Below are 22707 nucleotides of genomic sequence, written 5' to 3'. Positions count from 1 at the left end.
GCGCTCCCGTGCAACCACGGCGCTCTGTGACGCGTATGAACCAGTGACCACGACTGACCCACGTCCCGCGTGACACGCGCAGGGGAGCACCGCTCATGGCAAACGTTGTCAGCGACGGGCCGGGACAGCGCAGGGACGGAGTGAACTCCATGCTGACCACGTGGTGTTCACGGAGTACGGCACCGACGGAGGAGAGATGACAGCAACGGGGGCCCGGGCATGAGCGGCGTAGTGATCCACCTTCCGCACGGCAGGGAGAGCGACGGGAGCGGTGACGCCCCCTCGGCGGGGACCGGCGGCCGCACCACGCGCGGGGGCCGGGCGGAACACCGGGCGGGGCCCGTGACCCTGCGGCTGGGGCCGGGTGGCGTGGCACGGTTCGGGCGCGGTTCGGCCGACGCTCCCGTCGAACTGCGGCTCGGTGATCCGGCGGTCTCCCGGCTCGCGGGCGAGATCCGGGTGACCGAGGATCACTGGCAGTTGAGCAACTTCAGCGCCGCCCACAGCTACCTGGTGGAGAACCCGGAAGGGGCGGGAGAGTATCTGCGCGTCCCGCCGCGCCGGGTGGGGGCGCCCATTCCGTTCGAGTTCGCCCGGGTGGTCCTGCCCGCCCGGGAGTCGACGGTGAGCTTCCAGGTGTTCGCGCCGGATCACGCGTACCTCGATCCGGACCGGGCGCAGCACGCGGGCGGCCCGTGGGGAACACAGACCCTCACCGCCTACTCCCTGGACGAGACGGCCACCTACTTCCTGGTCCTGGTCGCGCTCTGCGAACCCCGGCTGCGCGACGAGTCGGCGGTCGCCGTTCCGACCACGCCCCAGGTCGTCGAACGGCTCAGGACCTGTCCGGAGTACGGCGGACTCACCGCCCGCGCCGTCAGCTCCCACATCGCCTACCTCGCCGAGGAGAAACTCCGGCTGGACGTCCCCGCCGCCATCGAACCGGGACAGGGTGCCCGCCGCAACGGCAAGCGTGAGGCGATCGTCGGGCTCGCGCTCCGATTCGGTCTGGTCCACGAGGAACACCTCGCCCTGCTGCCTCCACGAACGGCGGGGAGCCTCGGGGCGCGGGCGTGCGCGACGTGAGCGCGTCCCTGGAGCGGCCCGCGCCCGGCTACCGGGTCGGGAACTGGGAGGTCGGCGAACGGATCGCGAGTGGAGGCTGGGGGACCGTCTACGAGGGTCGCTGCACGATCCCCGAGGACTCGGTGCCGGACGCCCGGTCCGGAGAAGGACGGGGACAAGGACAAGCAGGGCAGGGGCCGGAGAAGGAGCACGGGCGGGTCGTCGCGCTCAAGTTCCTGCCCACCGCCGGGCTGGCCCCGCGTCAGGCGCGCGTCCTCATGGAGACCGCCCGGCGCGAGACCGAGATCGGGCGCCGGACCCGCCATCCACGGCTGATCCGGATGCTCGACTCGATCGTCCTCAGCGAACCCGGCGACCCCGTTCTCGACGGATCCGTCGTCCTGGTCATGGAACGGGCCGAGCACAGTCTGCGCCGGCTCCTCGAACGGGACGGGCCGGGGCCGGCGGAGGCCGAGCGTGCGCGGCTCCTCACCGAGATCTGCGAGGGACTGGCCCATCTGCACGGCACCGGCTGGGTGCACGGAGACCTCAAACCCGACAACGTCCTGATCATGGCCGACGGTTCGGTCCGGCTCTCCGACTTCGGTCTCGCCGTGGAACTGGACGGCACCCACGGCTACATGCCGCCCCTGGGCACCCCTGACTATCTGCCCCCCGAGCGCTGGCGCGCCCCGCTGGGCGAGCGCGGCGTGCGGGTACGGCCCAGCAACGACATCTGGGCCCTCGGCATCATGATCCACCAGATGTTCACCGGGGGTGCCTCACCGTTCCCCGGAGCCACCCCGATGGCGCGCGGGGCAGCGGCCCAGGAGTACGCCGAGGGGCGCGCGCCGCTGCGGCTGGACAGCGCCGTCCCGCCCCACTGGCGCGAACTGGCCGCCGACTGCCTGGCCCCGACACATGCCGAGCGAGCCGTCCACACCGCCGAGAGCCTGCTCGCCCGGATGCGGACGGCGCCCGTCCCGGCATCCGGTGGCCGGCCGAAGCCGCTGCTCGGTCTCGCCCTGGCCGCCGCGTTGTGCGGGGCGGCAGTCGTGGCAGTCGCCGGCTGGGCGTACACCTCCGGCGGCGGGGTGTCCGGGGGCCGGCACGCCTCCGAACCGGCGGACAAGGTCGCCGTGTTCAACGTCGTGGAGCTGTGCCGTGACCGGGCCGAGGACCGCCTTCCGGCGTGCAGCCTCGGCCTGGCCGTGGATCCCGCGCTTCCGTACACCGTCGAGAACGTCGTGGCGACCCGGGTGTGGCACGGGGACGTACTCGCTGTCGACTGTCACATGCGTCGAGGGACGCCGGTCAGCGACGAGACCGGCGTACGCTCGACCCGGTGGTTGCGGGTCCGTCTCCCGGACGGGGCACCGGACCCGACGGCCTGGCTGCCCGCCGTGCGTACCAAGGACGGTCCGGCCCTGCCCGAGTGTCCCTGAGCCGACAGCCGACCGGTCACCTGGGTACTTCGTCGGCCCCGCAGTCACGGATCACACGGCCGTCGTTGTCCTTCGCCTCGTCGTTGCCCCAGCGCGCGAGGTAGTACGCCGACACGTAGGCACGGCCCTTGCCGCCGGGCGCCACCTCGTCGAGATCGGTCAGCAGCCACCAGTGGTTGTACGCGCTGCCCACCTGGAACTTGGCGCCCTTCTTCTTGCACAGGACGTAGTTGGTGCCCTTGTAGAGCTTGCCCTGGGGCGCGCACTGGGGCCTGCTGTCGCCCACGCAGTCGACGGCGGCGTAGCCGATCCCGTCCGCGAAGGTGTCCACCCAGTACTTGGACGGCTCGCTCCCGCCGCAGGCGTTGGTGCTGGTCACCCGCGGGAACGCACCGTCCGGCGACAGCCGGTACTCGGTGCCCTGGATCACCGGGTGGACGATCTCGTCGTTCTCACCGTTGTTGTCGCCGTTGGTGTCGTAGAGCTGCTCGTAGTGCAGATGCGCCGAGGTCGTACCCTCCAGACCGAGCCGCCCGAGCGTGGTCCCGGAGGCCACCCGCTGTCCGACCTGTACGTCGACGCGGTCCATGTGCAGATAGACCGTGAACCAGCCGTTGCCGTGGTTGATCTCCAGGCCGCCCGGGTCGAACCGCTCGGTGACCGTGCCGGCCGCGGACGCGGCCACCAGGGAACCGAGGGTGTTCCCGTCCACCCGGTACATGTCGATCTTCTTGTCGTCGGGCGCATGGCCACGGTACGTCTGCAGCTGCCAGGTCTGCCCGCAGGCGAAGGGCAGCTTGAAGTCGGGCCTGGCCGCCGGTGCCGCGGGCGCGGCCGGTGGCGCGGCGTAGGTCGCCGAGGCCATGGCCGCCAGAGCCGTCAATACCGCCACGAGCATGCCCAGGACCGTGGCCGCCCGGCCCGGACCCCTCCCTCGTCGTAACCGCACGGAACCCCACTCCTCACTCACGCCGGTCCACATGACCGTCCCGTCGGCAGGCTGTCCCATCCGGCGCGGAAAGACACTCCCGCACGTTACGGATGGCCTCCGGCGCCGCCCCGGCCCCGACCGTGGAGGCAGGCCTCAGGCGCCGGTGACCCCGTCGATCTGTTCGCGTATGAGGTCGGCATGGCCGTTGTGCCGGGCGTACTCCTCGATCATGTGCACCATGATCCAGCGCAGGGAGACACCGTGGTCACCGACGTGACCCGCTTCCTGCTCGGGCAGCCGACCGGCCTCGTCCAGCGACGCGTCGGCGACCAGCTCACGGCTTCGGGCGATCTGCTCGCGCCAGGTGGCCGTCGCCTCGGCGAGGCCCAGTTCCGGCCGCAGGGCGAACCCGTCACGGTTGTCCTGCCCGTACACCGGCGGCACCGACCGACCTGCGAAGACGCGCTGAAACCAGTTGCGTTCGACCTCGGCCAGGTGCTGGACGAGACCCAGCAACGTCATCGCCGACGGTGCTGCCGCGGCGCGGCGTGACTGTGCGTCCGTGAGGCCCGCGCACTTCAGGGCGAGCGTCGCACGGTGAAAGTCCAGCCAGGCCTCCAGCATGGCCCGCTCGTCGGCCTGCGCGGGTGGGATCGGCCGTCCGTCCGGTGTCGTCGTCATGGGCACACTCTGTCGGCCGCGGTCACCGTCCGCCATGGTCTTCGCCGGGGACGAACACGCGGCGGGCCCGCCTCGGCCAGGGGGCCCCGGACGCCATCGAGCAGGGGACCCGATGCGACGAATTCCGGTCACACCTCTGTTGCGTGGCCGAATCCAGTGCAAAGCTGTGTCGGCGGTGGCCTCCATTCCCCCGTTGGAGGCCACCACACCTGGCCCCGCCCGCGCGCTCCTGCCCGGGCGGGGCCGCGTCGCCCCTCCCGCCCTCCCCACGGGAGGGTCGACGGCTGCGCCGCGGAGTCCGGCGAGCGCGGCACACAGATCAACGGGACGCTGCCGGCGACCGAGAATGTCCGGGAATCGACTCGCTCACACGGACCCGGTCCTCGTACGCGCGTCCGACCAGGCCCGGGGTTCCCCGTCCACGGCCGGGTCGGCCGGTCCGGGCAGCCTGTCGTGGCCCGTATCCGGGACCGGGCACCCGTCGGCCTCCTCGGCGCTCTCGCCGAGGAACCCGCCCGACTGGTGCTGCCACAGTTTGGCGTAAGCGCCCTCCGACGCGAGCAGTTCCTCGTGGGTGCCCTGCTCCACGACGCTCCCCCGGTCGAGGACGACGAGCCGGTCCATCCCGGCGACGGTACTCAGGCGGTGGGCCACCACGAGGGCCGTGCGTCCGTCCATCAACCGCCACAGGGCGTCCTGGACCAGGAGTTCGCTCTCCGAGTCCAGCGCACTGGTCGCCTCGTCGAGCAGCAGGATCGGAGCGTCACGCAGGATCGCGCGGGCGAGGGCGACACGCTGGCGCTGGCCGCCCGAGAGCTTCACCCCTCGCTCCCCCACCAGCGTGGCGAAACCGTCGGGGAGCTGGTCGGCGAACTCCGTGACGTGCGCGGCCGCCGCCGCCGCACGGACCTCCTCGTCGCCGGCGCCCGGCCGGGCGAAGGCGATGTTGTCCCGCAGGCTGCGGTGGAACATGGCGGGCTCCTGCGGGACGTAGGCGATCAGTGAGCGCAGGTCGGCCTGACGCAGTCGGCTGATGTCCTGACCGCCGATCGCCAGGCGCCCCTGGTCGATGTCCGACATGCGCAGCAGGAGTCGGGTGAGCGTGGTCTTGCCGCCGCCCGACCTGCCGACCAGGCCGATCCGCGCGCCCGCAGGCACGTCCAGGTCGAGGCCCCGGAAGATCGGCTTGGCGCCCGCGTGGGCGAAGGTCACCGCGTCGAAGCGGATGCCGGTGTCCTTGGGTGCGAGCTGTTCGGGTTCCGGCGGGTCGAGCACGGTGGGCGGATCCAGCAGCAGCTCGGTGAACTGCGCGGCCTCGGTCATCGAGCTCTCCAGCCGCCGGTAGATCTGGTTGAACTCGAACATGATCTGGGTCGCGTTGGAGTAGTAGGTGAACGCGATCACGATCTCCTCGACTCCCTGGCCCGAGCTGCCGAAGGCGATGGCGACCACCAGGCCCAGCACATTGGTCAGCACGGACATGGGGGCGATCAGGGTGTCGACGCGCAGGTTGCCGTAGTCCCAGGACCTCAGCGTCAGCCGCCGGGAGTCCGCGACCCGGCTTCGGTGTTCGTCGGCCTCCCGTCGCTCGGCCGCGAACGCCCGGATGGTCTCCATGTTCATGAGGCTGTCGGCGACGTGGCCGGAAACCCGGGCGATCGCCGCCTCACGGTCGTGGACGAGCCGCTGCCGTCGCCGGATCAGCGGCGTCGCGGCCACCACGGTCAGCGCGATCATCACCAGGAGGCCGACGACGAGCATCGGTTCGTAGCTCCACAGCACCACGGCACCGAACAGCAGCGGGACGAGACTGCCCACGATCCGGTAGGTCAGCGTGTCGACGAAGTCCTCGAAGCGCTTGCCGAAGCTGAGGACGCGCTTGGTCAGGGAGCCGGCGAAGTTGTCGTGGAAGAACGCCGCGTCCTTGGCGAGGAGTTCGTCCATGCCGCTCACGTACAGGTGTTCCATGCCGAGGGCGTCCACTCGGTTCAGGCAGTGCTGCCCGACGCGCCACACGGCCTCGGCGAGCAGCAGCGTCACGCCGAAGCCCAGCACGTACGGCAGAGCCGAACCGAGCGTGAGACCGTCGTCGGCCGCCTGTGCCGCCAGCTTGGCGATCAGCAGCGGGGCGACATAGCGGATGCCGATGTTGCCCACGGCCGGCAACAGCAGCGCGGGCAGGGCCAGTCGTCGTAGTCGCAGCAGTTCCCGGCCGTAGTGGCGCAGCGCGAGAACGACCGCGCTCCTGCCCGGCGCCGGCCCTCGCGTATCTGTTGTCCCCATCACACTCCCGGAGGTTCGGAAGTCGGAAGTGTCCCGTCCGGGGAGGTTTCCGGTCCAGGCATTTAACGCGGAACGGCGATAATCGGACACCCATCGCCGTGGTGCGCGCGCCACCCACGACAGGAGGCGGGAGGCGGGAGCCGGGAGGCGTGCGACACGCGGACAGGTCCGGCCCGGCAGGGCGGACCCGCCCGTGGTGCCGCACGAACCCGCCCGCGGTGCGCACCCGGCACCGCTCCCGCGCGGTCAGCCCGTCACGAACGTCGTCATGCTGCGAGCGGGCAGCGTGGCGGTGAAGGTCCCGTTGGACACACCGGTCGCGGCCTGGGGTGCGACGTTCCTGCCGGCGTCGGTCAGCCAGGACGAGACGCGGGACGGCGCACCGCTCGTCAGGGTGAACTGCTGACTCACCGTCGCAGCTCCCTTGTTGACGGCCACGACGGCCACGACGGCCACCGTGGAGCCGGTGCTCCGGTACGCCGAGACGTACACGTCCGACGTCGGCCTCGGCGTCGCGTCGATCCGTACGTAGCCGGGCCGGACGAACCGCGCGAAGTGGGCCATGCAGGCGCCGCGCTTGCTGATCCGACCGTCCTCGCGCATGGGACCGTAGCCGCGCCGGATGTACCACCAGATGTACGCCTGGAACTCGGCGTCCACCATGGCGCGGTGCATGTGCTCGCCCACGTCGAGCGCCTGGGGCCACAGGTCCGCCGAGTCGCTGCTGTTGGGGTAGTAGACCTCGGTCATCCAGAGCTCCTTGCCCCCGCCCTTCTGCTTGAACAGGGGGTAGGGGAAGTTCGAGAACGAGGTGCCGTAGAGGTGTGCGCCGACGATGTCCAGGTTGGCGAGTGCGGCCGGGTCGTTGAGGATCGGGTCCGACATGTTCTTCAGGTACTGGAACGACTCCGGCGCGATGACCCGGGTGCCGATCGCGCCGGCGTTCTCCCGCAGGAACCGGACCATCTCGGAGGGGGTCCACCACGTCCAGTCGTGCGCGTAGTCGGGCTCGTTCTGCACCGATATGCCGTAGAGGTTCACGCCGTTGTCCCGCATGTACGTGGTGAAGTCGTTGAGGTGCTGGGCGTAGGCGCCGTACATGTCGTACCTGAGGCGCCGGGCGTCGGTCTGACTGCCGCGGACGAAGGTCTCGACCATGCGCGCGGGCGGATTCCACGGCGACGCGATGACGGCCGCCCCGAGCTGGGCCGCGCGTTTCGCCGTCGCCAGGTCCCGGCTCCAGGCCGCCCGGTCCTCGGGGACGGGAATCCGCAGCAGCGACAGCCCCAGTTGCCCCTCTCCGGCCCCGAACGCCGTGTCCCGCTGGGCGGTGGTGAGGTCTCCGATCCACGCCGTGTGGGTCATGCCGCCGAAGCCGCGGATCGTCTGGCGCCGCGCGGCCGGATCGATCACGGCCGTCGCGGCCACGGCTTTCGTGGCCCCGGCGGCCGGCGGCGCGACGGCGGTGAGGATCGGCAGGGCTCCCACCGCCGCCAGCACGGTCCTGCGGCTCGGTGATCCCCGGTGTCCGTACTCGGGCTCGTTCCGACGCTCGGGCTCGTTCCGACGCTCCGTCATGTCTTCTCCTCCTGGCAGCCGCCCCGGCTCGAACCCCTCTCGCCCCCTCACTCATGGGAGCGCTCCCACGCGTAGTTGGCGACGCAACATCGAGCCATTTTTCGACGCGCCGCCGCTGCGTGCCCTTCCTGCCCGCCCGAGGCTCGGAGGGGAAAGGTGCCGCACTTCCCGCGGCCGGGCCACTCCGCTCCCCGACGGGCGAATACACTCTGCGCCATGTCGAAGCCTGACAAGCTGCTCGTTGACGTCGCCGCCCTGGTCGAGTCCAAGAAGAGCTACCAGATGTCCCTGACCGTGATCACCAGCGGTGCCGTCATCACCGGTCGACTGGCTCCCGAGACGGTGTGGAGACAGCGGGTGTCGGACGTGCTCAGGGATTCCGATCGCCTGGGCGAGTTCTCCGCCATGTTCGACGCCCAGGAAAGGGCGGACGGAGCGCCCACTCATCTGCACTTCCACGTCGCCCGGATCCTTCAGGGCACCGTGGGCATTCCGGAGACAGGGGGGATGTACCGCGTGGCGATCGAGGACGTCAGCGCCTGGACGGTGGGCGACTTCAGCTATTCCGACAGCTGAGCAGCCGCCGGTCCGACCGCACCGGTGACGGTGCGGTCGGAGTGCGCGGTCGCCCTGGCCGACCGCGGCACGGCGGCCCGCCTCCGGACGACCGGCTCCCTCCCGCGGGCCTTCACACGGACGCCTCGCGCGGGTCAGGCCTTCTTCGCGAAGACGAGCACCTCCGTGGACCCGACGCCCATGGGCGCCAGGAAGCCCGCCTCCAGGGTGCAGTCGAGGGTCTCGAAGAGGTCCACGCAGGTCTGGCGCGGCATGGGAGCCGGATAGGAGTCGTGCCCCGAGCCGCCCTCCGCCGCCCAGGCGCGTACCGCCGCCGGGTCCAGGCAGTTCTCCGTCATGACGTCGAAGACGATCCGGCCACCGGGCTTGGTCACGCGTGCCATTTCCAGGAAGTAGCGGGAGGCGCAGAGGAAGGTCACGGTGTTGAAGACCTTGTGGGCCTGAAGGAGGTCGACGCTGTCGTCGGGTGTCGGGGCGAGACTGCTTCCCTCGGTCGGCTGGGCGACGACACCGAACGTCTCCACCAGGTGGTCGGCCCAGGGCTTCGCCGTCTCGTAGATCTCGTAGCGGTCCGGCGAGCACTCCTTGAGCGTCTTCTCCAGGTACCGACCGGACCCGGGGCCGATCTCCAGCACCCTGCGCGGGTCACCGGCGAAGACCCCGCGGGCGCGCAGTTCGTCGATGGTCTTCTGCGTGGCGCCGGGCGTTCCGTTCATGACCTCGTCGATGTGGTCGCCGATCGACCTGCCGGACGCCCGCGCGGCCCGCATCGTCGCCTCGAACGGGAGGAAGTCGTCGACGCCACCCAGATTGTCGGTGCTGCGCACGATGTCGAATCCGGCGCGCCCCAGGAGCCGCCTGACACCGGACTTCACTACTGACGGACCCTTGCCTATCGCATTCATCAGGCATCCCCCCAGATCGTGTCCACCTTCGGCGTCAGCATAGGAGTGCGATGGCGGGCGCGCAGTGGGATGACGAATTCACTCATCGGCTGCTGTAGGCCGATACACCACATCAGGACCGTATGACCGATATGCACCTCACTGTCGAGCTGGGCCTCGTTGGCGAGGCCATCCCCGGGGCAGGGCCCTGTGGCAGGCCCCGGGTCACGCTGCCTCGGCTGTCCCGAGACCTGACGGAAGGGTTCCGGGACATGGCCGATGCCTCGGAGTGACTCAGTCGTCCCGGCGGAGGAGGTACGCCGACAGGGCGCGCAGCTCGTCGACGGCCGTGTTCCGCGGCGAGAGGTCCGTCAGTGCGGCTTCCGCCGCCGCGACGTGACGTCGCGCCTCGACGAGCGCCGCCGCACGGCCTCCAGCCGCCTCGACGAGGAGGGCCGCCTCCCGCGGGTCCGCCTCCGACGTCAGCAGCTCGGCCAGGCGCCGCGCTTCGGGGGACGCCGAGTCGAGCGCGGCCAGCACGGGAAAGGTCTTCTTGCGCTCGCGGAGGTCGCCGTGCACGGGTTTGCCGGTGATCTCGGGGTCGCCCCAGATGCCCAGCACGTCGTCGACGATCTGGAACGCCAGGCCGAGTCGGCGGCCCGCCCGGTCGAGAGCCGCGACCGCGGTCGGTGGGCCGCCACCGAGCAGGGCCCCGAGCGCTGCCGCACAGCCCAGCAGCGCACCGGTCTTCCGTTCGGCCATGGCCCGGTACTCCGCCGGGCGCACCCGCTCCGGCCCCGTCCAGGGGCGCGCGGCGAACAGCAGGTCGTCGGCCTGCCCGTGCACCAGGTCACCGAGCGCCGCCGACAGGGTCCGTGACGCGGCCGCACCCGCGTCCGCGGTGGCGAGCGTCTCGACGGCGAGCGCGAACAGGGCGTCGCCCGCCAGGACCGCGGGCCCGGTGCCGTACGCCTTCCAGACCGCCGGGCGACGACGGCGGTCCGTGTCGCCGTCCATGATGTCGTCGTGCAGCAGCGAGAAGGCGTGGACCAGTTCCACCGCAACCGCCGCGGGCACCCCGGCCCGGGCGGGGGCACCCACCGCCTCGGCGCCCAGCACGGCCAGTGCCTGCCGTACCCCCTTGCCACCGGACGCGGCAGCGGGAGCTCCGCCCACCTCGCACCAGCCGAACGAGTACGCGGCCATCTCGCCCACCCAGGGGTGTGTCCGGCCGACCGCCTCGCGCAGCGCGGGCCGCACCAGCTCGCGGCAGCGTTCCAGGACGAGCGGGGCGTCGACCGTCAGCCGCAGGGGCGTGGAGAGCGTCGTCACCGAGCCGCCTCCACCCGGACGCCGTCCCGCGGATGGGATCGGATGCCGAGTTCGTCGTGCGCCCGCGCCACCATCTCCCGGGCGTGCCGCAGTCCGATCCTCTCCAACTCCCTTGCCAGTGACGCCAGTTCATCAGCTGTTTCCTCATGGTCGCGGCCGAGCCGGGCGAGTGCCTTCGCCAGCCCCAGCCGGGCCAGTGCCTGGCCGCGTGGCTCGCTCATCTCGCGGAACTCGCCCAGCGCCAGCTCGTAGGTCTCCCGCGCCTCGGCGTAACGCCCGGCCCGGTAGTAGACGTTGCCGCGCATCTTGTGGTTGTAGGCCAGGGCACTCGACAGCCGCATCGCCCGACAGGTGGTCTCCGCCTCCGACAGCAGGGCGAGCGCGCGCTCGACGTCCCCGTCCCGTGCCGAGACGATGTCGGCGAGGCCGCGCAGCGCCCAGGCGTGACCACGCCGGTCGTCGGCACCGGCGGCTATCCCGGCCGCCTCCTCGAACAGCGCGTACGCGCTGTCGAACGACCCCCGTTGGCGGTGGATCTGCGCGATGCCCTCCAGGGCCCACACCGTGTGCCGCGCCTCGCCACGCCGCCGGGCCTCGGCCAGCAACTGCTCGTGCAGCCGGGCGACGGCTTCGTAGTCGCCCTGGATCCTGCCGGTCTCGGCCAGCCCCGCGAGGGAGTAGCCGCGGACGACGACATCGCCTCCCCTCGCACCCATTTCGGCCGCGAGACCGAGCAGCCGCCGGGCCAGTGCGAACGAGCCCCGCTGACGGGCCAGGGTGCCGCCGCTCCAGAGCGCCCAGGCCATCGCCCCCTGGTCCCCCGCCGCCCTGGCCGCCCGGTAACTCGCCTTCCACGCCTGGTCGGCCTCGCCGATCTGCCCCAGCCGCCGGTGCGCCTCGGCCACCGCGAGCCCGGAGCGGGCCGCCTCGCCGTGCTCCCCGGCGTGCTCGGCCTCTCTCAACTGCCGTGTGCCGGCGGCCAGTACCTCGGTGAGCGAGGAATTCACGGACAGGGTGGTCAGGGCGCCCTGATATTCGGGGGCGAACGCCTTGCCGTACATGGTTGCCTTTCGGTCCGGTCGCATGCGTCAGCGCGGGTCGTCTATACATGCGATCTCTACACACCGTGTATACACAATGCGTATAGACGGTCGGAGAGGAGCTCGGTGGCCCCAGGGGCCTCAGCTTCCTCTGTTACCGATCAAGATGCCGTGCGCGCCACGAAGGTTGCCCGTGAGGCGCAGATCACCTTGCGGACCGATCCGGAGAACAGACCTCGGAGACGCAGCGATCCCCAACTCGGCAGCCGGACCGTCGACTTCGGGACCGCGCGACGCGGGTACGGACTCCCGGGCGGCACTCGCCGTCCGAGAGGCCGGCCGACGGCGGGTCAGGAGCCGGTCAGTCGTCCTGCGTTCGCACGTCGCTCGGCAGACAGATCTGACGAGCCCACAGGCCCAGCAGCGCCACACCGCCGACCAGCAGGGGCACCGGGTCGGCGGCGGCGGGCGCCAGCACGTATCCCAGCGCCGTGACCGTGCAGACGGTCAGGGGTACGAACGCCGCGGCGCCCTCCATCCCCGACCGCAGCGCCGGGCGTCCTGCCCCCAGGACGCTCGCCCCGCCGGGCACCCATGGGCCGACGGCGACGATCAGCAGTCCCGCGGTGACACAGACGTCGGCCCAGTGGAAGGACAGCACCTCGCTACCGCCCGGATCGGCCGGCGACAGCGGCAGACTGTCGCCGATCACCATGAACGCCACTCCCACGATCGCCGCCCAGACAGTCGCCCGCTGGTCGTCGCGCACGAGACGCCGCAGGGCGAGCAGGAATCCGAGGAACACGACCTCCGCGGCCCACAGGATGCCGAGCATTCCGGTCCCCGGACGCCACTCCTCACCCGCTCTGCCCAGGAGCACCCAGCCCGCCATGAACGCGGCCCCGGCCATGACCGCCCCGTCGAGCACGCGCCGCAGCCAGGCCCGCCATCCCGAACCGGCGTCCGCCGCGGCCACCAGACCGGCCATCCCCAGCCCGACCGTGATGGTCACGCCCACGATCACGGTCAGACCGGCCGCCCCATCCGCCTGCGGTGCCTGAGCGGGTCGAGCCGACAGCGCGGCGAGCGCGGCGCGGTAGACGCCCCCGGCGGCCGCCGAGCCCGCCACGAGCAGCAGACGCGTCCGTGCTCGCCCACGCACGCCCCGTACCCGCAGCAGCAGGGAGAGGGTCAACACCCAACAGCCGACGGACGGTCCGAGGGACATCATCCGCACCCCCAACCTCTAGGGTCCTTCCGATGGTTCTCCGCGATGTCACGGCGCCCGGCGCACCCTCTCGCCGCGCCCCGGACACGCGGACCTGACCCGCGGCAGCAGTTCATCCGGACGTCGCGCATGTCCAGCTATTTCCCCAACCTCGGCATGCAGGTGTCCCCTTCGAGCGGTGCCCGCCGTCAGGGACTCCCCTCCGGCCGCCGGATCCGTACGCAGACCGTACGGAACGCACATCCGCACCGAGCGACGAAATCGCCAGATTCACTCGTGTTGCGTAAGGAAGGCCCACGAGCTTGCGGGATGCGCATCGGTGGGCGCCGCGCACGTGGCCCGGTGTCCGTCCTCCTTCGCCCCTGTCACAGTGCGAGGGGGCCGAGTTCGGCGGCCGTCCGGGCCAGTGCGCGGACCGTGGGGCTGTCGGCGGTGGTACGCCAGGTGAGCGCCCGTTCGAGGGCGGGGGCGTCCCGCAGCGGCAGGAAGACGACGCCGGGGGGCCTGTTGTAGCGGGCGGGGCCACCTCGCCCAGCGGGTGGACGCAGCGTCCCGCGGCGACCAGGGTGAGGATCTCGTGGAAGGTCCGCGCGGCGGGCTCGCGGGGGATGCGGTGGCCGAGCGGGGTGCGGGTGGGGACCATGGCGGAGACCCAGTACTCGGGGGCGTCGGGGCCCCGGTCGACGACATGGTTGCCGGCGAGGTCCTCCAGGGACGCCGTACGCGCGCGGCGAGCGGATGGTCGGCCGACACGGCCAGCACGCGGCCCCCGGTGAGCCCGGTGGGGCCGACGGTGAGGTCCGGCTCCACGACGGGCAGCCACAGCGCATGCGCGTCGTGCACGCCGGCGCGCAGGGCGGTGAACGCGTCGTTGCCGTTGGTCTCGCCGCACTCCACGGCGCATTCCGGGTGACGGGTGCGGAACGCTTCGACCAGAGGCCGTAGTTCGTGTCCGGCGTGGCCGAAGACCCCCAGCCGCAGGGTCCGTCCCGTGTTCCGGCCGGCCGCCTGGGCCCGGGCGAGTCCTGCGTGGACCGTCTACGAGGTCAGATATCACGACGCCACCCCGCTCACGGGCTCTGCGCCCAGCACCTGAGACCTGCGCGGCCGGAGTCACGCCCCACCTGGGACATGCACCACCTGAGACAGCGACCGCGGAGGAGAACCGGCTCCCTGGCCGACTACGCGCTCCGCCCGGGGCCCGCGACCGACACCGTGCGGGAGCTGCTGGGGCGGCCCGCGCGTTCCTTCGCCGCGTGGGCGCGTGAGAACGCGCCCGCCTTCGGCGGCTGAGTCCGGCGCGCTTACCGCGCCTCGCGGGGCCAGGGCCGCCGGTGAGCGTCCAGACCCCGCGAGGCCGGGCTCACACGCGGTCGGCCGCGATCAGGACGTACTGGAAGGAGCCGTCCCGGTAGGACTCGATGAACGCCTTCTCGATGCCGGTGACCAGCGAGGACGTGGCCCGCAGTTCCCAGTAGGGCAGGGTTTCCGGGGTGAGGTCGACGATGGTCTGCGGCACCAGCCTGTTGTCGGCCATGGCACGCAGATACTCGCGGCGCGAGTGGATGTTGCACTCGAAGTGGGCGTTGATCTCGGAGACCCACTTGGACGGCTGGCCGTAACGGGGGTTCCAGCAGCCGGTGATGGTCACGTACCGGCCGCCCACCTTCAGGAAGCGGGAGTGCTCGGCGAACAGGTCGTGGAGGTCGACGTACATGGTCGACTCGTTGTTCCACGAGGCGGCGACGCTGCCCTTGTCGAAGGGGGTGTCGAGCATGTTGCACACGCGGGAGCGGACGTGGTCCTCGACGCGCAGTTCCCGCGCGCGCCGGTTGCCGAAGTCGGCCTGGGTGGCGGACAGGGTCACCCCCTCGACCCGGCTGCCGAAGCGGCGGTGGGCCATGATCATGGATCCGCCGCGCCCGCAGCCGGCGTCCACGAGGGTGTCGTCGGGGCCGACGGGGCCGAGGTGGTCCAGGAGAAACTCCGCCTGTGCCGACTCCAGTCGGTGCAACTCCGCGATGAGCTTCTTCTCGTACTCGCTGTGGGCCGGGTCGCCGAGCGCGGCCTGGTCCACGTCGCCGATGCCGTAGTGATGGTGGTAGAGACCGTCCACGTCACCGAGGCGGAGGTTGACGGGACGGGCCTCGTTGTTCCAGTAGCGGGCGATGTCTCCCTGGTACGGCGTCGCCGGCCCCGGGATCTTCGCGGTGGGGGTCGCGGGGGCGGTCGGGGTGGCGGTCGTTTCAGTGGTCACAGAGATATCCGTTCTTCACCAGAAATCGGGCAGTGTGTAGCGATAGGTATTGGTGCGGTGCCAGTCGTGGTTGCCGTCGACCCAGGCGGCCACGCCCTTGAGGAAGCGCAGGACCGGGGGCAGGGGGCAGGCTTCCGCGAGTTCGGCCGAGGCCGCCTCGAAGGCGTGCTGGAGTTCGTTGTGGACCTCGACGGCCTTCAGATAGGCATCGCGCACGGACAGCTGCTCGCGCTCCGCGATCACCACCGGGAGGTTGAGGTGGTGTCCCGGGCTGTCGAGTTCCTTGGTGTACGAGTAGAGGTCGTTGACGATGGTGGTCGCGTTGCCGGCCAGGGCGATGACCCGTTGCATGTCGGGCCGGGCGTGCAGGTCCGCGGGCAGTTCGTAGCCGCCGACCGTGTCGGTGATCGTGGGGCAGGGGCGGAAGTTGTTGAACTGGCGCATCGCCAGGTACTCCCAGACCTCGGGGACGTGGCCGGTCTGTGCCCAGGCGGCCTCGGCGAGGTAGCCCATGTGCAGCCGCGCCATGTCGTGCCGGTAGCGGTCGGCCTGGGAGGGCGTGGACGCGCCGACGAAGTAGTCCATGGCGCTGCGGTACGCCCGGCGCGGGGCGTCCGAGGTGAGGGATTGCTGCCACGCCGGCGCGTACTCCGCGGTGGTGTGGAAGTGGTCGAGCGCGGTGTGGGCGAGGAGCAGGCGCCCGCCGAGACCGACGGGGGACCCTCCGTGGTCCTCGCAGTAGCAGTCGTCCACCGCGTTCTCGGCGACCATCAGTCTCGTGGCGAGCATCAGGTGGTCGACCGTGGGGGCGTCGGGGTGGCAGGCGACCATGTAGCGGCCGACGGAGAAGCCGTCGAACTGGCCCTCCCACTCCTCGGGATAGAGCTGGACCTCGTCCTCGGCCCAGCGCTTGATGCGGCGGCTCACCTCTTCGACGCGCACGGGGTCGGGCTCGGGCACGGGGTGGTGGTAGAGCCCGGGGACGGCGCGCCCCTCGGCGGGTGGGGCGGGCTCCGGGGACACCAGGCGCGGGATCGCGGGCTCGAACCGGCCGGCCACGGCGAGCGAGGCCGTCCCCGGTCCGGTCGGTCCCCGCAGGATCCGCTGCAGGGCTGTGACGGCCTCGGTCGTCTCAGGCGTGTCCCGTACGGCGTCGGGCGCCGGTGTGGGCTGGGGCGGCGGTGGGGGCGGCGGCGGGGCGAGGATGGCTACCGGCGGGTGGAGTGCGGCCAGAAAGCCGGGGGTGGCCGGCGCGTCCGGCCGGCGGGCCGGGGCAGCTGGCCCGGAGACCTCCGGTACGGCTGTGGTCGGCCTCGGCAGCTGCTCAGAGGGGGATGGTCCGAGGGGCCCGGAGTGGGGCATCGGCGGCGGCTCCTTGGTACGGCGGGGTGGGCGCTCCGTTGTGCGGGGAGCGGGTGTCGGGCGTGCACCTGCGACGGGTACGGGGTTCAGCTCGCTCTCGGAGCGACCTGCACGTTCTCCATCACGCCCAGGGCGTCGGGCAGAAGCACCGCGGCGGAGAAGTAGGTGCTGACGAGGTAGGAGATGATCGCCTGTTCGTTGATGCCCATGAACCGCACGGAGAGCCCGGGTTCGTACTCGTCCAGCAGGCCGGTCCGCCGCAGGCCGATCACGCCCTGGCTCGTCTCGCCGGTGCGCATCGCGATGATGGAGCTGGTCTGCTCCTTGCTGATCGGGATCTTGTTGCACGGGAGGATGGGCACGCCGCGCCATGCGGGGACGGACTGCCCGTCGAGATCGACCTGGTCGGGGTGGAGACCACAGGCGTTGAAGCCGCGTCCGATGGCGGCGATGGTCCTGGGGTGGGCGAGGAACATCTTGGTGCCGCGCCGTCGGCAGAGCAGATCGTCCATGTCGTCCGGTGTCGGGGGTCCGTGCCGGGGCTGGATCCGCTGCTTGAAGTCGGCGTTGTGCAGCAGCCCGAACTCACGGTTGTTGATCAGCTCGTGTTCCTGGCGCTCGCGCAAGGCCTCGACGGTGAGCCTGAGTTGTTCCTCGCTCTGGTTCATCGGACCGTTGTAGAGGTCGGCGACCCGCGTGTGGACCCTGAGCACGGTCTGGGCGACGGAGAGCTCGTACTCGCGCGGTTGCAGTTCGTAGTCCACGAAGGTGCCCGGCAGATCGGGCTCGCCGACATGGCCGGCCGCCACGGTGATCCGGGCCTCGCCGTGTTTGTTCTGCGGCCGACGGGTGCGGGAGGCGAACTCGTCGATGTGGGCCCGCAGATGCGGCGCCGTGGCCTGGACGGCGGTGAAGTCGGCGCGGGAGAGGGTGAGGAGTGTGCCGGCGGTCTCGGCGGTGACCGTGCAGTCGTGGCGGGCGTCGGGGTCCGACAACGCGTTCTCGCCGAAGTGCTCGCCGTCCGCGAGCACCGCGATCGTGGTCTTCCCGCCGTACCTGCCCTCGGAGGTCTGGCTGACCCGGCCGTGGGCGATCAGATGGATCCGGTCTGCGGGGCTGCCGCGTTCGACGAGCACTTCACCCGCTGTGAAGTCGCGCTGCGCGCAGCGGTCGGCGAGCGCGTCGAGGACGTCCCTGTCCTCGAATCCGCGTAAGAAGGCCAGCTCACCGAGTTCTTGCGGGATGACCCGGACCGTGGCGCCCTCCTGGACGAACCCGATGCGCCCGTTGCCGAGAGTGTGGCGCAGCCGTCGGTTGACCCGGTAGGCGCCGCCCTCGGCCTCGACCCAGGGCAGCATCCGCAACAGCCAGCGGGAGGTGATCTCCTGCATCTGCGGGGCGGACTTGGTGGTGGTGGCGAGGTTGCGGGCGGCGGCGGTGCTCAGGGACTGCTGCGGCGTGGCTGGAGCGGTCTGCGCTTCCGGACTGCTGTCGACGGACATCGGGGGTCTTTCTCCTATGCGCGACGGGCTGTCAGGCGCACACGGGTGCGCCGACCGGGAGACAGGGAGGGGTGGGCAACGGCGAGAAGGATCACTGGAATCCGTTCACCTGCAGAAACCTAGCCTCCGAACCGCCCATATCCACCAGGCGGACGAGATGCTTACCTCGAAGCAGTGACAATCAGCGCGATGCGTTTATCCGTCCGCTGTACGTGACATCCCGTCCTCCCACAGGGCCGCCGCGGTCGGCATCCCGCCGGGCTGGGAACCCGCCGCGGCATGGGACCCGGACACACCCACCGACACCGTGGGCGGACTCGGCACCATGACCGTCCGCCGGGATCGCGTGGCCCGCGGCCCCCGTTCCGGCCAGGACAATGCGCCGGCGGTGGCGTACATCCGTACGGGATGCTGCATGCGTGATCGACCGAGAAGCCGCCGTACGCATGGTCGAGGAACAGTCGGCAGGTGGCTACCGCGCCCCGTGCTTTTCAGGGCCCACAGATGCCTGGTCTTTCAGGGGCGCGGGGAACTGCGCGAGAAGGACCACCGGGCCCGCAGCCGAGAACGCACCCCGGACGGCTGGGGCCCGTCCGACGCGACGCCGCGGAGATCCGTCAGAAGGGCCCTAGGCCGGTTCGTGGTCCGTGTGCGCGGCGTAGCCCAGCACACGGGCCTTGACCAGGTCGGCGATCCGCGGGTCGCGGCGACGGAACGCGGCGACCTACTCCTCGCGCTCCTCGGCGTGGGACTGCGGCGGGGCTGCCCGTCCTGACGCCCGCCGAGGCTCTGGAGTACGTGGGCTCGCTGCTGGACGGTGGCCCCGGGCCGTCTCCTCGCGGTGGCCACCGGCGCTCTCGTCGCCCCCTTCGACCCGGTACTGGCTGTGAAGACCATGCGCTCCGGTGTGTGCGGCAGGGCCGGATGACCGATGGTCGCCAGGGCTACCCGTGGGTGGCGGGAGGTGTGGCCGGTCCGGTGTCGGGGCGGGTGCTGTCGGACGGCTCGGAGGCCTCGCAGGTGATCTCGTCGCGCGGGGTGTAGTGGGTGCGGAACGGCTCCCGCCGCACTTCCTTGCCGTCGTCGTAGAAGACGCGCTCCACGGTGACGTCGAAGCCTTCGAGCGGTGTCTGGGGCACGCATTTCTCGTCGGTGCGCACCTTCTTGCCCGGCGGCTGCACATGGGTGCGCGGACCCTTCACCGACCTGATCTCGTCGTAGTGCCTGGTGCCGATGAAGGTGATGGTCACCGAGGTGTCGGTGGACTCGGCCTGGATGTAGATGGCCTTGCCGGAGTCGTTGGTGAACCTGAGGTCGAGGCTGCCCCAGGCGACCGTCGCCTCACGGCCCTCCGGGTATCGCTCGATGTAGAAGGAGTGGGCGCCGTGTTCCACGGGCTTGACCCCGGCGAAGAACATCGCGTTGTACACGGTGGTGGCCACGGCGGACACACCGCCGCCTGCCGCCTTGGTGAACTGGTCGTCCAGGATCATGATGCCCTCGACGAAGCCGTTGGCCTCGGTGCGTTGGCCCACGGTCCGGTTGAAGCTCCAGGTCTTGCCGGGCATGACGACGGAGCCGTTGATGAGCTGCGCGGCCCGCCCGATGTTCTTCGTGCGGTAGGGGGCCGGTTCGAAGTTGACGGTGAAGGAGGACATCTTCTGCGTCAGCCCCAGCCCTGCGGCGTTCTCGCGGGTCACCTCGGGCTGGATCCGCCGCGCGGCCACCTCTCCGGTGCGGGCGGAGCCCGTCCTGGTGAGCAGGGGCAGCACTGCCTCGCTCAACGCGGTGTCGCTGATCTGTACGCCGGTCCGGGCGTCCTGGACCACCACGGCCCGGTCGCCGTCCAGCCTCAGTCTGGCGTTCTCGGCCGTGGTGGTGACGGCGGCCAGGGGGCCGGCGACAGCGGGGGCGGAGCGCAGGCCCTTCACGTCCAGCTTCGGCTCCAGCCGGCCGGAGCCGTCCGGCACCATCCTCAGGTGTTCGCCGAGGACCGCCTGGTCGACCGTGAAGCGTCTACCGGCCGCGGTGAGGGTGACGGGCGCCGACATGGCGGGCTGAGCGAAGTCGCGCACCGCCCGCCGTACCTCGTCCGCCGCCACCTCGGGCTTGGTCTCGCGGGCGGGAAGCACCGTGACCTTGTCCGCCGCGCCGTGCAGGAAGGAGGTCCGCAGGGTGTCGACGGCGGCGTCCGCGTCCAGCGCGTATCCGCTGTGGGCGGCGACCTGCGCGACCCGGCCGTCCGCGAAGGTGACGGCGCCGTCGCGGACCTTCTGGTCGAGCGTCTTCGCCAGGTCCCCGAGAGCGGTGTGCGCCTTGTCCTCGTCGAGGCGTACGACCGGCTCGACGTCTCCCCCCGAGCGGAAGAAACCGCCGACCACGCTGACGGGGTCGGACGCGGTGCGCGTCGCCCGGTCCACGGTCCGCGCGGCGTCGAAGGCGAGTCCGGCCTGCCGCGTGTCGACGGTGCCGCTACGGTCGCCGACCCGCACGGCCAGCTCGCGCGGGCCGGCGGCCGCCAGGTGATCGTCCAGCTTGCGGATGGCCTCCGCGCGGCTGAGGCCCCCGATGTCCACCCCGCGCACCGTCGTCCCCGCCTCGATGTCACCGCCCGTGACGAGCAGGCCGGCCAGATACAGGCCGCCGAGGCCGACGGTCAGGGCGCCGCCCGTCAGGACGGGGGACGGCAGGGAGGCTATTCGCAGACGCATGGGGCTCCCGGACGGTTCTCGGTAGGCGGTGCGCGCGATGGCGTGACGCCGTGGGCGGGTCGGGCACCTCAAGCTACCCATAACGGACCACAAGGACGTATGTCGCAGAACACGTATGGTTCAGATCACCTCGGCGACATCACCTCGCGGGGACACACGGTGACCACGCGGTGACCCCTGGCACGCATGCGCGCGCCGGGGAGGGCGCGCCCCCGCCGGCCCTGGACACCGCGAGGCATCACGCCGATCATCGGGTACCGGCCCGGGCCCGCCGGGCCAGACTCTCAGTCCGCCAGGGACCATCTCTCCCATCCACGGAAGCGAGGTCGTGTGCACGCCGACGCCGACAGCACCACCGACGCCCCCTCCGGGCCCCGCTCCGGCTCCGGCTCCGGCTCCGGTCATGACAGCTCGAGCGACGACCTCGGCACCTGGTCGATCGAGCAGCTCCGGTCGTTCACCGAGCGGGCTCAGGGCGGTGAGTTCGAGGCCGTGCGGGTCGTCGCGCAGCAACACGCCTATGGCAGCGTCGAGTCTCCCGAAGCCTGCCGCGAGTGGGCCAGACTGTCATTGCGGGCCAACCAGTGCATGAGCAGCGACCGTTCATGGGATCGCGCGCGCAAGGCACACCAGAACTTCATGCTCCGGATGTGGGTGATCGAACGTCTCGGCCCCGATCCCGGAGACCGGCACTGGGACCCCGAGGCATTGGCAGCCGACACCGTCAGCGCACTCGCACTCACTCCCGCCGCGGCACGGGCCCTCGCAGGTCACTGGCGTGACCTCCCGATCGAGAAGATCGGCGAGCTGAGGCGACACAAGAACCTGACGGCTCATGCGGGCGAGCTTGCCGGCCACCTGTCTCCCGGGCCGGTACGAGACCTGCTCCTCACCTGGTCGGAGACGCGCCCTCACCTGCCCTGACGGCGGCGACGAGTATTCCGAATGCCGGCCCGAGCGCCTCACCGCGGAACACGTTTTGCCGTACCGGCAACAGGAGTGGCCGAGGGGGAACGCGGTGGGCGACGGTGGGACCATGACCGACAACATCGCAGCAGACTTCCTCGTGTCCGACGTCGTCCCCCCTGCCGACGGCTACGTCGGTGACCCATCGGTGCGGGCGGAGTGGGACAGCCGTTACGCCGACCGGACACAGTTGTGGAGCGGTCGGCCCAACGGCGCACTCGTGGCCGAGACCGCCGGGCTCACCCCCGGACGAGTGCTCGACGTCGGCTGCGGCGAGGGCGCGGACGCCGTCTGGCTCGCGCGCGGCGGCTGGGACGTGACCGCGCTGGAGGTCTCCGGTGTGGCGCTGGCGCGGGCGGCCGGGCACGCGCGCGACGCCGGCCTCGCGGTGCGGTGGGTCCACGCCGAACTCGCCGAAGCGGCGCTCCCGCCGGGCTCCTTCGATCTGGTCTCCGCCCAGTACCCGGCCCTGCTGCGCACCCCTGATGCCGCGGCCGAACGGGCGCTGCTCGCAGCCGTCGCACCGGGCGGCGTGCTGCTGCTCGTGCACCACGCCGGCATGGAGACACAGCAGGCGCACGAGGGCGGTTTCGACCCGGCCGACTACGTGTGGCCCTCGATGGTCGCCGAACTGCTCGACGACGACTGGGAGATCGAGGTGGACGAGCAGCGGCCGCGCGTGGCGCCCGACGGCGGCGCCGGCGCGCACCACACCGACGACCTGATTCTGCGAGCACGCCGACTGCGCTGACCTTCTCCCCTCACGACGCGGTCGCCGTCGCCCCGCACGGCGAGGCCGCATCAGCAGCCGCCGTGCGGGTGGAGGGCTTGAGCCTGCGTCGGCCCGGCTCAAGCCCCCCACCCTG

19 protein-coding genes and 1 pseudogene are annotated in these 22707 nt (G+C 71.3%); 6 read left to right on the top strand and 14 right to left on the bottom strand.

Translation table 11 applies throughout. From position 1 onward, the window contains the following. The first annotated feature begins 219 nt into the window (after nucleotides 1-219). Nucleotides 220-1086, top strand: coding sequence for a serine/threonine protein kinase (locus tag ACFU5F_RS14495; RefSeq protein WP_383886730.1), 867 nt, complete (start codon nucleotides 220-222; stop codon nucleotides 1084-1086). Continuing rightward, nucleotides 1074-2510, top strand: coding sequence for a serine/threonine-protein kinase (locus tag ACFU5F_RS14490; protein ID WP_383886728.1), 1437 nt, complete (start codon nucleotides 1074-1076; stop codon nucleotides 2508-2510). Before ACFU5F_RS14495 ends, ACFU5F_RS14490 begins: the two co-directional genes overlap by 13 nt. Before the next feature lie 16 nt (nucleotides 2511-2526). Here ACFU5F_RS14490 and ACFU5F_RS14485 read toward each other — a convergent pair whose 3' ends face one another. The 4 genes from ACFU5F_RS14485 to ACFU5F_RS14470 form a co-directional block, all read right to left on the bottom strand. Beyond that, nucleotides 2527-3408 carry a M23 family metallopeptidase gene (locus tag ACFU5F_RS14485; protein WP_383886726.1) on the bottom strand — a complete coding sequence of 294 codons (882 nt, stop codon included), beginning with the start codon at nucleotides 3406-3408 and terminating at the stop codon, nucleotides 2527-2529. 186 nt (nucleotides 3409-3594) lie between these two features. Further along, the gene (locus tag ACFU5F_RS14480; RefSeq protein ID WP_383886724.1) at nucleotides 3595-4122 is read right to left on the bottom strand and encodes a DinB family protein; all 528 of its coding nucleotides are present in this window, start codon (nucleotides 4120-4122) and stop codon (nucleotides 3595-3597) included. A gap of 366 nt (nucleotides 4123-4488) precedes the next feature. Further along, entirely contained in the window at nucleotides 4489-6405 is a 1917-nt protein-coding gene (locus ACFU5F_RS14475; protein ID WP_383886722.1) for an ABC transporter ATP-binding protein, read from the bottom strand. Between the two features lie 246 nt (nucleotides 6406-6651). Continuing rightward, on the bottom strand, nucleotides 6652-7983 hold the full coding sequence (locus ACFU5F_RS14470) for a glucuronoxylanase (protein WP_383886720.1): 1332 nt from the start codon (nucleotides 7981-7983) through the stop codon (nucleotides 6652-6654). A gap of 216 nt (nucleotides 7984-8199) precedes the next feature. Between ACFU5F_RS14470 and ACFU5F_RS14465 the strand changes: the two genes are divergently transcribed. Then, nucleotides 8200-8559: a hypothetical protein gene (locus ACFU5F_RS14465; protein ID WP_383886718.1), complete on the top strand. Its 360-nt coding sequence runs from the start codon at nucleotides 8200-8202 to the stop codon at nucleotides 8557-8559. Nucleotides 8560-8693: 134 nt separating this feature from the next. On the opposite strand, the gene ACFU5F_RS14460 is transcribed toward ACFU5F_RS14465, so the two are convergent. From ACFU5F_RS14460 to ACFU5F_RS14440, 5 genes are all read right to left on the bottom strand, one after another. Then, entirely contained in the window at nucleotides 8694-9464 is a 771-nt protein-coding gene (locus ACFU5F_RS14460; protein ID WP_383886716.1) for a methyltransferase domain-containing protein, read from the bottom strand. Between the two features lie 273 nt (nucleotides 9465-9737). After that, nucleotides 9738-10775, bottom strand: coding sequence for a polyprenyl synthetase family protein (locus ACFU5F_RS14455; RefSeq protein ID WP_383886714.1), 1038 nt, complete (start codon nucleotides 10773-10775; stop codon nucleotides 9738-9740). Continuing rightward, nucleotides 10772-11836 (bottom strand): tetratricopeptide repeat protein, encoded by a 1065-nt coding sequence (locus ACFU5F_RS14450; RefSeq protein ID WP_383886757.1) that lies wholly within the window; start codon nucleotides 11834-11836, stop codon nucleotides 10772-10774. The genes ACFU5F_RS14455 and ACFU5F_RS14450 overlap by 4 nt, the downstream gene beginning before the upstream one ends. Nucleotides 11837-12176: 340 nt before the next feature. After that, nucleotides 12177-13046, bottom strand: a complete 870-nt coding sequence (locus tag ACFU5F_RS14445) for a hypothetical protein (protein WP_383886712.1) — start codon at nucleotides 13044-13046, stop codon at nucleotides 12177-12179. A gap of 267 nt (nucleotides 13047-13313) precedes the next feature. Beyond that, nucleotides 13314-14024, bottom strand: coding sequence for a LysR substrate-binding domain-containing protein (locus ACFU5F_RS14440; RefSeq protein WP_383886755.1), 711 nt, complete (start codon nucleotides 14022-14024; stop codon nucleotides 13314-13316). Nucleotides 14025-14174: 150 nt separating this feature from the next. On the opposite strand from ACFU5F_RS14440, the gene ACFU5F_RS14435 reads away from it, so the two are divergent. Next, the gene (locus ACFU5F_RS14435) at nucleotides 14175-14336 is read left to right on the top strand and encodes a hypothetical protein (protein ID WP_383886710.1); all 162 of its coding nucleotides are present in this window, start codon (nucleotides 14175-14177) and stop codon (nucleotides 14334-14336) included. Nucleotides 14337-14406: 70 nt separating this feature from the next. Here the strand turns inward: ACFU5F_RS14435 and ACFU5F_RS14430 are convergent, their stop codons facing one another. The 5 genes and pseudogenes from ACFU5F_RS14430 to ACFU5F_RS14410 form a co-directional block, all read right to left on the bottom strand. Next, nucleotides 14407-15300 carry a geranyl diphosphate 2-C-methyltransferase gene (locus ACFU5F_RS14430; protein WP_383886708.1) on the bottom strand — a complete coding sequence of 298 codons (894 nt, stop codon included), beginning with the start codon at nucleotides 15298-15300 and terminating at the stop codon, nucleotides 14407-14409. Nucleotides 15301-15315: 15 nt separating this feature from the next. Beyond that, the gene (locus ACFU5F_RS14425; RefSeq protein ID WP_383886706.1) at nucleotides 15316-16662 is read right to left on the bottom strand and encodes a family 2 encapsulin nanocompartment cargo protein terpene cyclase; all 1347 of its coding nucleotides are present in this window, start codon (nucleotides 16660-16662) and stop codon (nucleotides 15316-15318) included. Nucleotides 16663-16748: 86 nt separating this feature from the next. Then, entirely contained in the window at nucleotides 16749-18164 is a 1416-nt protein-coding gene (locus tag ACFU5F_RS14420; RefSeq protein ID WP_383886704.1) for a family 2B encapsulin nanocompartment shell protein, read from the bottom strand. Between the two features lie 628 nt (nucleotides 18165-18792). Beyond that, nucleotides 18793-18918, bottom strand: a pseudogene (locus tag ACFU5F_RS14415) (GntR family transcriptional regulator); the annotation flags it as partial. 190 nt (nucleotides 18919-19108) lie between these two features. Then, nucleotides 19109-20875, bottom strand: coding sequence for a VanW family protein (locus ACFU5F_RS14410; RefSeq protein WP_383886702.1), 1767 nt, complete (start codon nucleotides 20873-20875; stop codon nucleotides 19109-19111). A 330-nt stretch (nucleotides 20876-21205) separates the two neighbouring features. Here ACFU5F_RS14410 and ACFU5F_RS14405 point away from each other — a divergent pair, with 330 nt between their 5' ends. Beyond that, nucleotides 21206-21799 (top strand): hypothetical protein, encoded by a 594-nt coding sequence (locus tag ACFU5F_RS14405; protein ID WP_383886700.1) that lies wholly within the window; start codon nucleotides 21206-21208, stop codon nucleotides 21797-21799. 112 nt (nucleotides 21800-21911) lie between these two features. Further along, entirely contained in the window at nucleotides 21912-22592 is a 681-nt protein-coding gene (locus tag ACFU5F_RS14400) for a class I SAM-dependent methyltransferase (RefSeq protein ID WP_383886698.1), read from the top strand. Nucleotides 22593-22707: the final 115 nt, after the last annotated feature.

This window comes from Streptomyces sp. NPDC057438 (genome assembly GCF_042802995.1).
Taxonomy (GTDB): Bacteria; Actinomycetota; Actinomycetes; order Streptomycetales; family Streptomycetaceae; genus Streptomyces.
Note: the sequence above shows the minus strand (reverse complement) of the source record. Positions and strands in the feature narration are given on the sequence as shown.

What these genes read in the sequence shown, in the direction of transcription:
- ACFU5F_RS14495 (WP_383886730.1), top strand. Translation starts at nt 220, where the DNA reads ATGAGCGGCGTAGTGATCCACCTTCCGCACGGCAGGGAGAGCGACGGG.
- ACFU5F_RS14485 (WP_383886726.1), bottom strand. Translation starts at nt 3,408, where the DNA reads ATGCTCGTGGCGGTATTGACGGCTCTGGCGGCCATGGCCTCGGCGACC.
- ACFU5F_RS14480 (WP_383886724.1), bottom strand. Translation starts at nt 4,122, where the DNA reads ATGACGACGACACCGGACGGACGGCCGATCCCACCCGCGCAGGCCGAC.
- ACFU5F_RS14475 (WP_383886722.1), bottom strand. Translation starts at nt 6,405, where the DNA reads ATGGGGACAACAGATACGCGAGGGCCGGCGCCGGGCAGGAGCGCGGTC.
- ACFU5F_RS14470 (WP_383886720.1), bottom strand. Translation starts at nt 7,983, where the DNA reads ATGACGGAGCGTCGGAACGAGCCCGAGCGTCGGAACGAGCCCGAGTAC.
- ACFU5F_RS14465 (WP_383886718.1), top strand. Translation starts at nt 8,200, where the DNA reads ATGTCGAAGCCTGACAAGCTGCTCGTTGACGTCGCCGCCCTGGTCGAG.
- ACFU5F_RS14460 (WP_383886716.1), bottom strand. Translation starts at nt 9,464, where the DNA reads ATGAATGCGATAGGCAAGGGTCCGTCAGTAGTGAAGTCCGGTGTCAGG.
- ACFU5F_RS14450 (WP_383886757.1), bottom strand. Translation starts at nt 11,836, where the DNA reads ATGTACGGCAAGGCGTTCGCCCCCGAATATCAGGGCGCCCTGACCACC.
- ACFU5F_RS14445 (WP_383886712.1), bottom strand. Translation starts at nt 13,046, where the DNA reads ATGATGTCCCTCGGACCGTCCGTCGGCTGTTGGGTGTTGACCCTCTCC.
- ACFU5F_RS14435 (WP_383886710.1), top strand. Translation starts at nt 14,175, where the DNA reads ATGCACCACCTGAGACAGCGACCGCGGAGGAGAACCGGCTCCCTGGCC.
- ACFU5F_RS14425 (WP_383886706.1), bottom strand. Translation starts at nt 16,662, where the DNA reads ATGCCCCACTCCGGGCCCCTCGGACCATCCCCCTCTGAGCAGCTGCCG.
- ACFU5F_RS14420 (WP_383886704.1), bottom strand. Translation starts at nt 18,164, where the DNA reads ATGTCCGTCGACAGCAGTCCGGAAGCGCAGACCGCTCCAGCCACGCCG.
- ACFU5F_RS14410 (WP_383886702.1), bottom strand. Translation starts at nt 20,875, where the DNA reads ATGCGTCTGCGAATAGCCTCCCTGCCGTCCCCCGTCCTGACGGGCGGC.
- ACFU5F_RS14400 (WP_383886698.1), top strand. Translation starts at nt 21,912, where the DNA reads ATGACCGACAACATCGCAGCAGACTTCCTCGTGTCCGACGTCGTCCCC.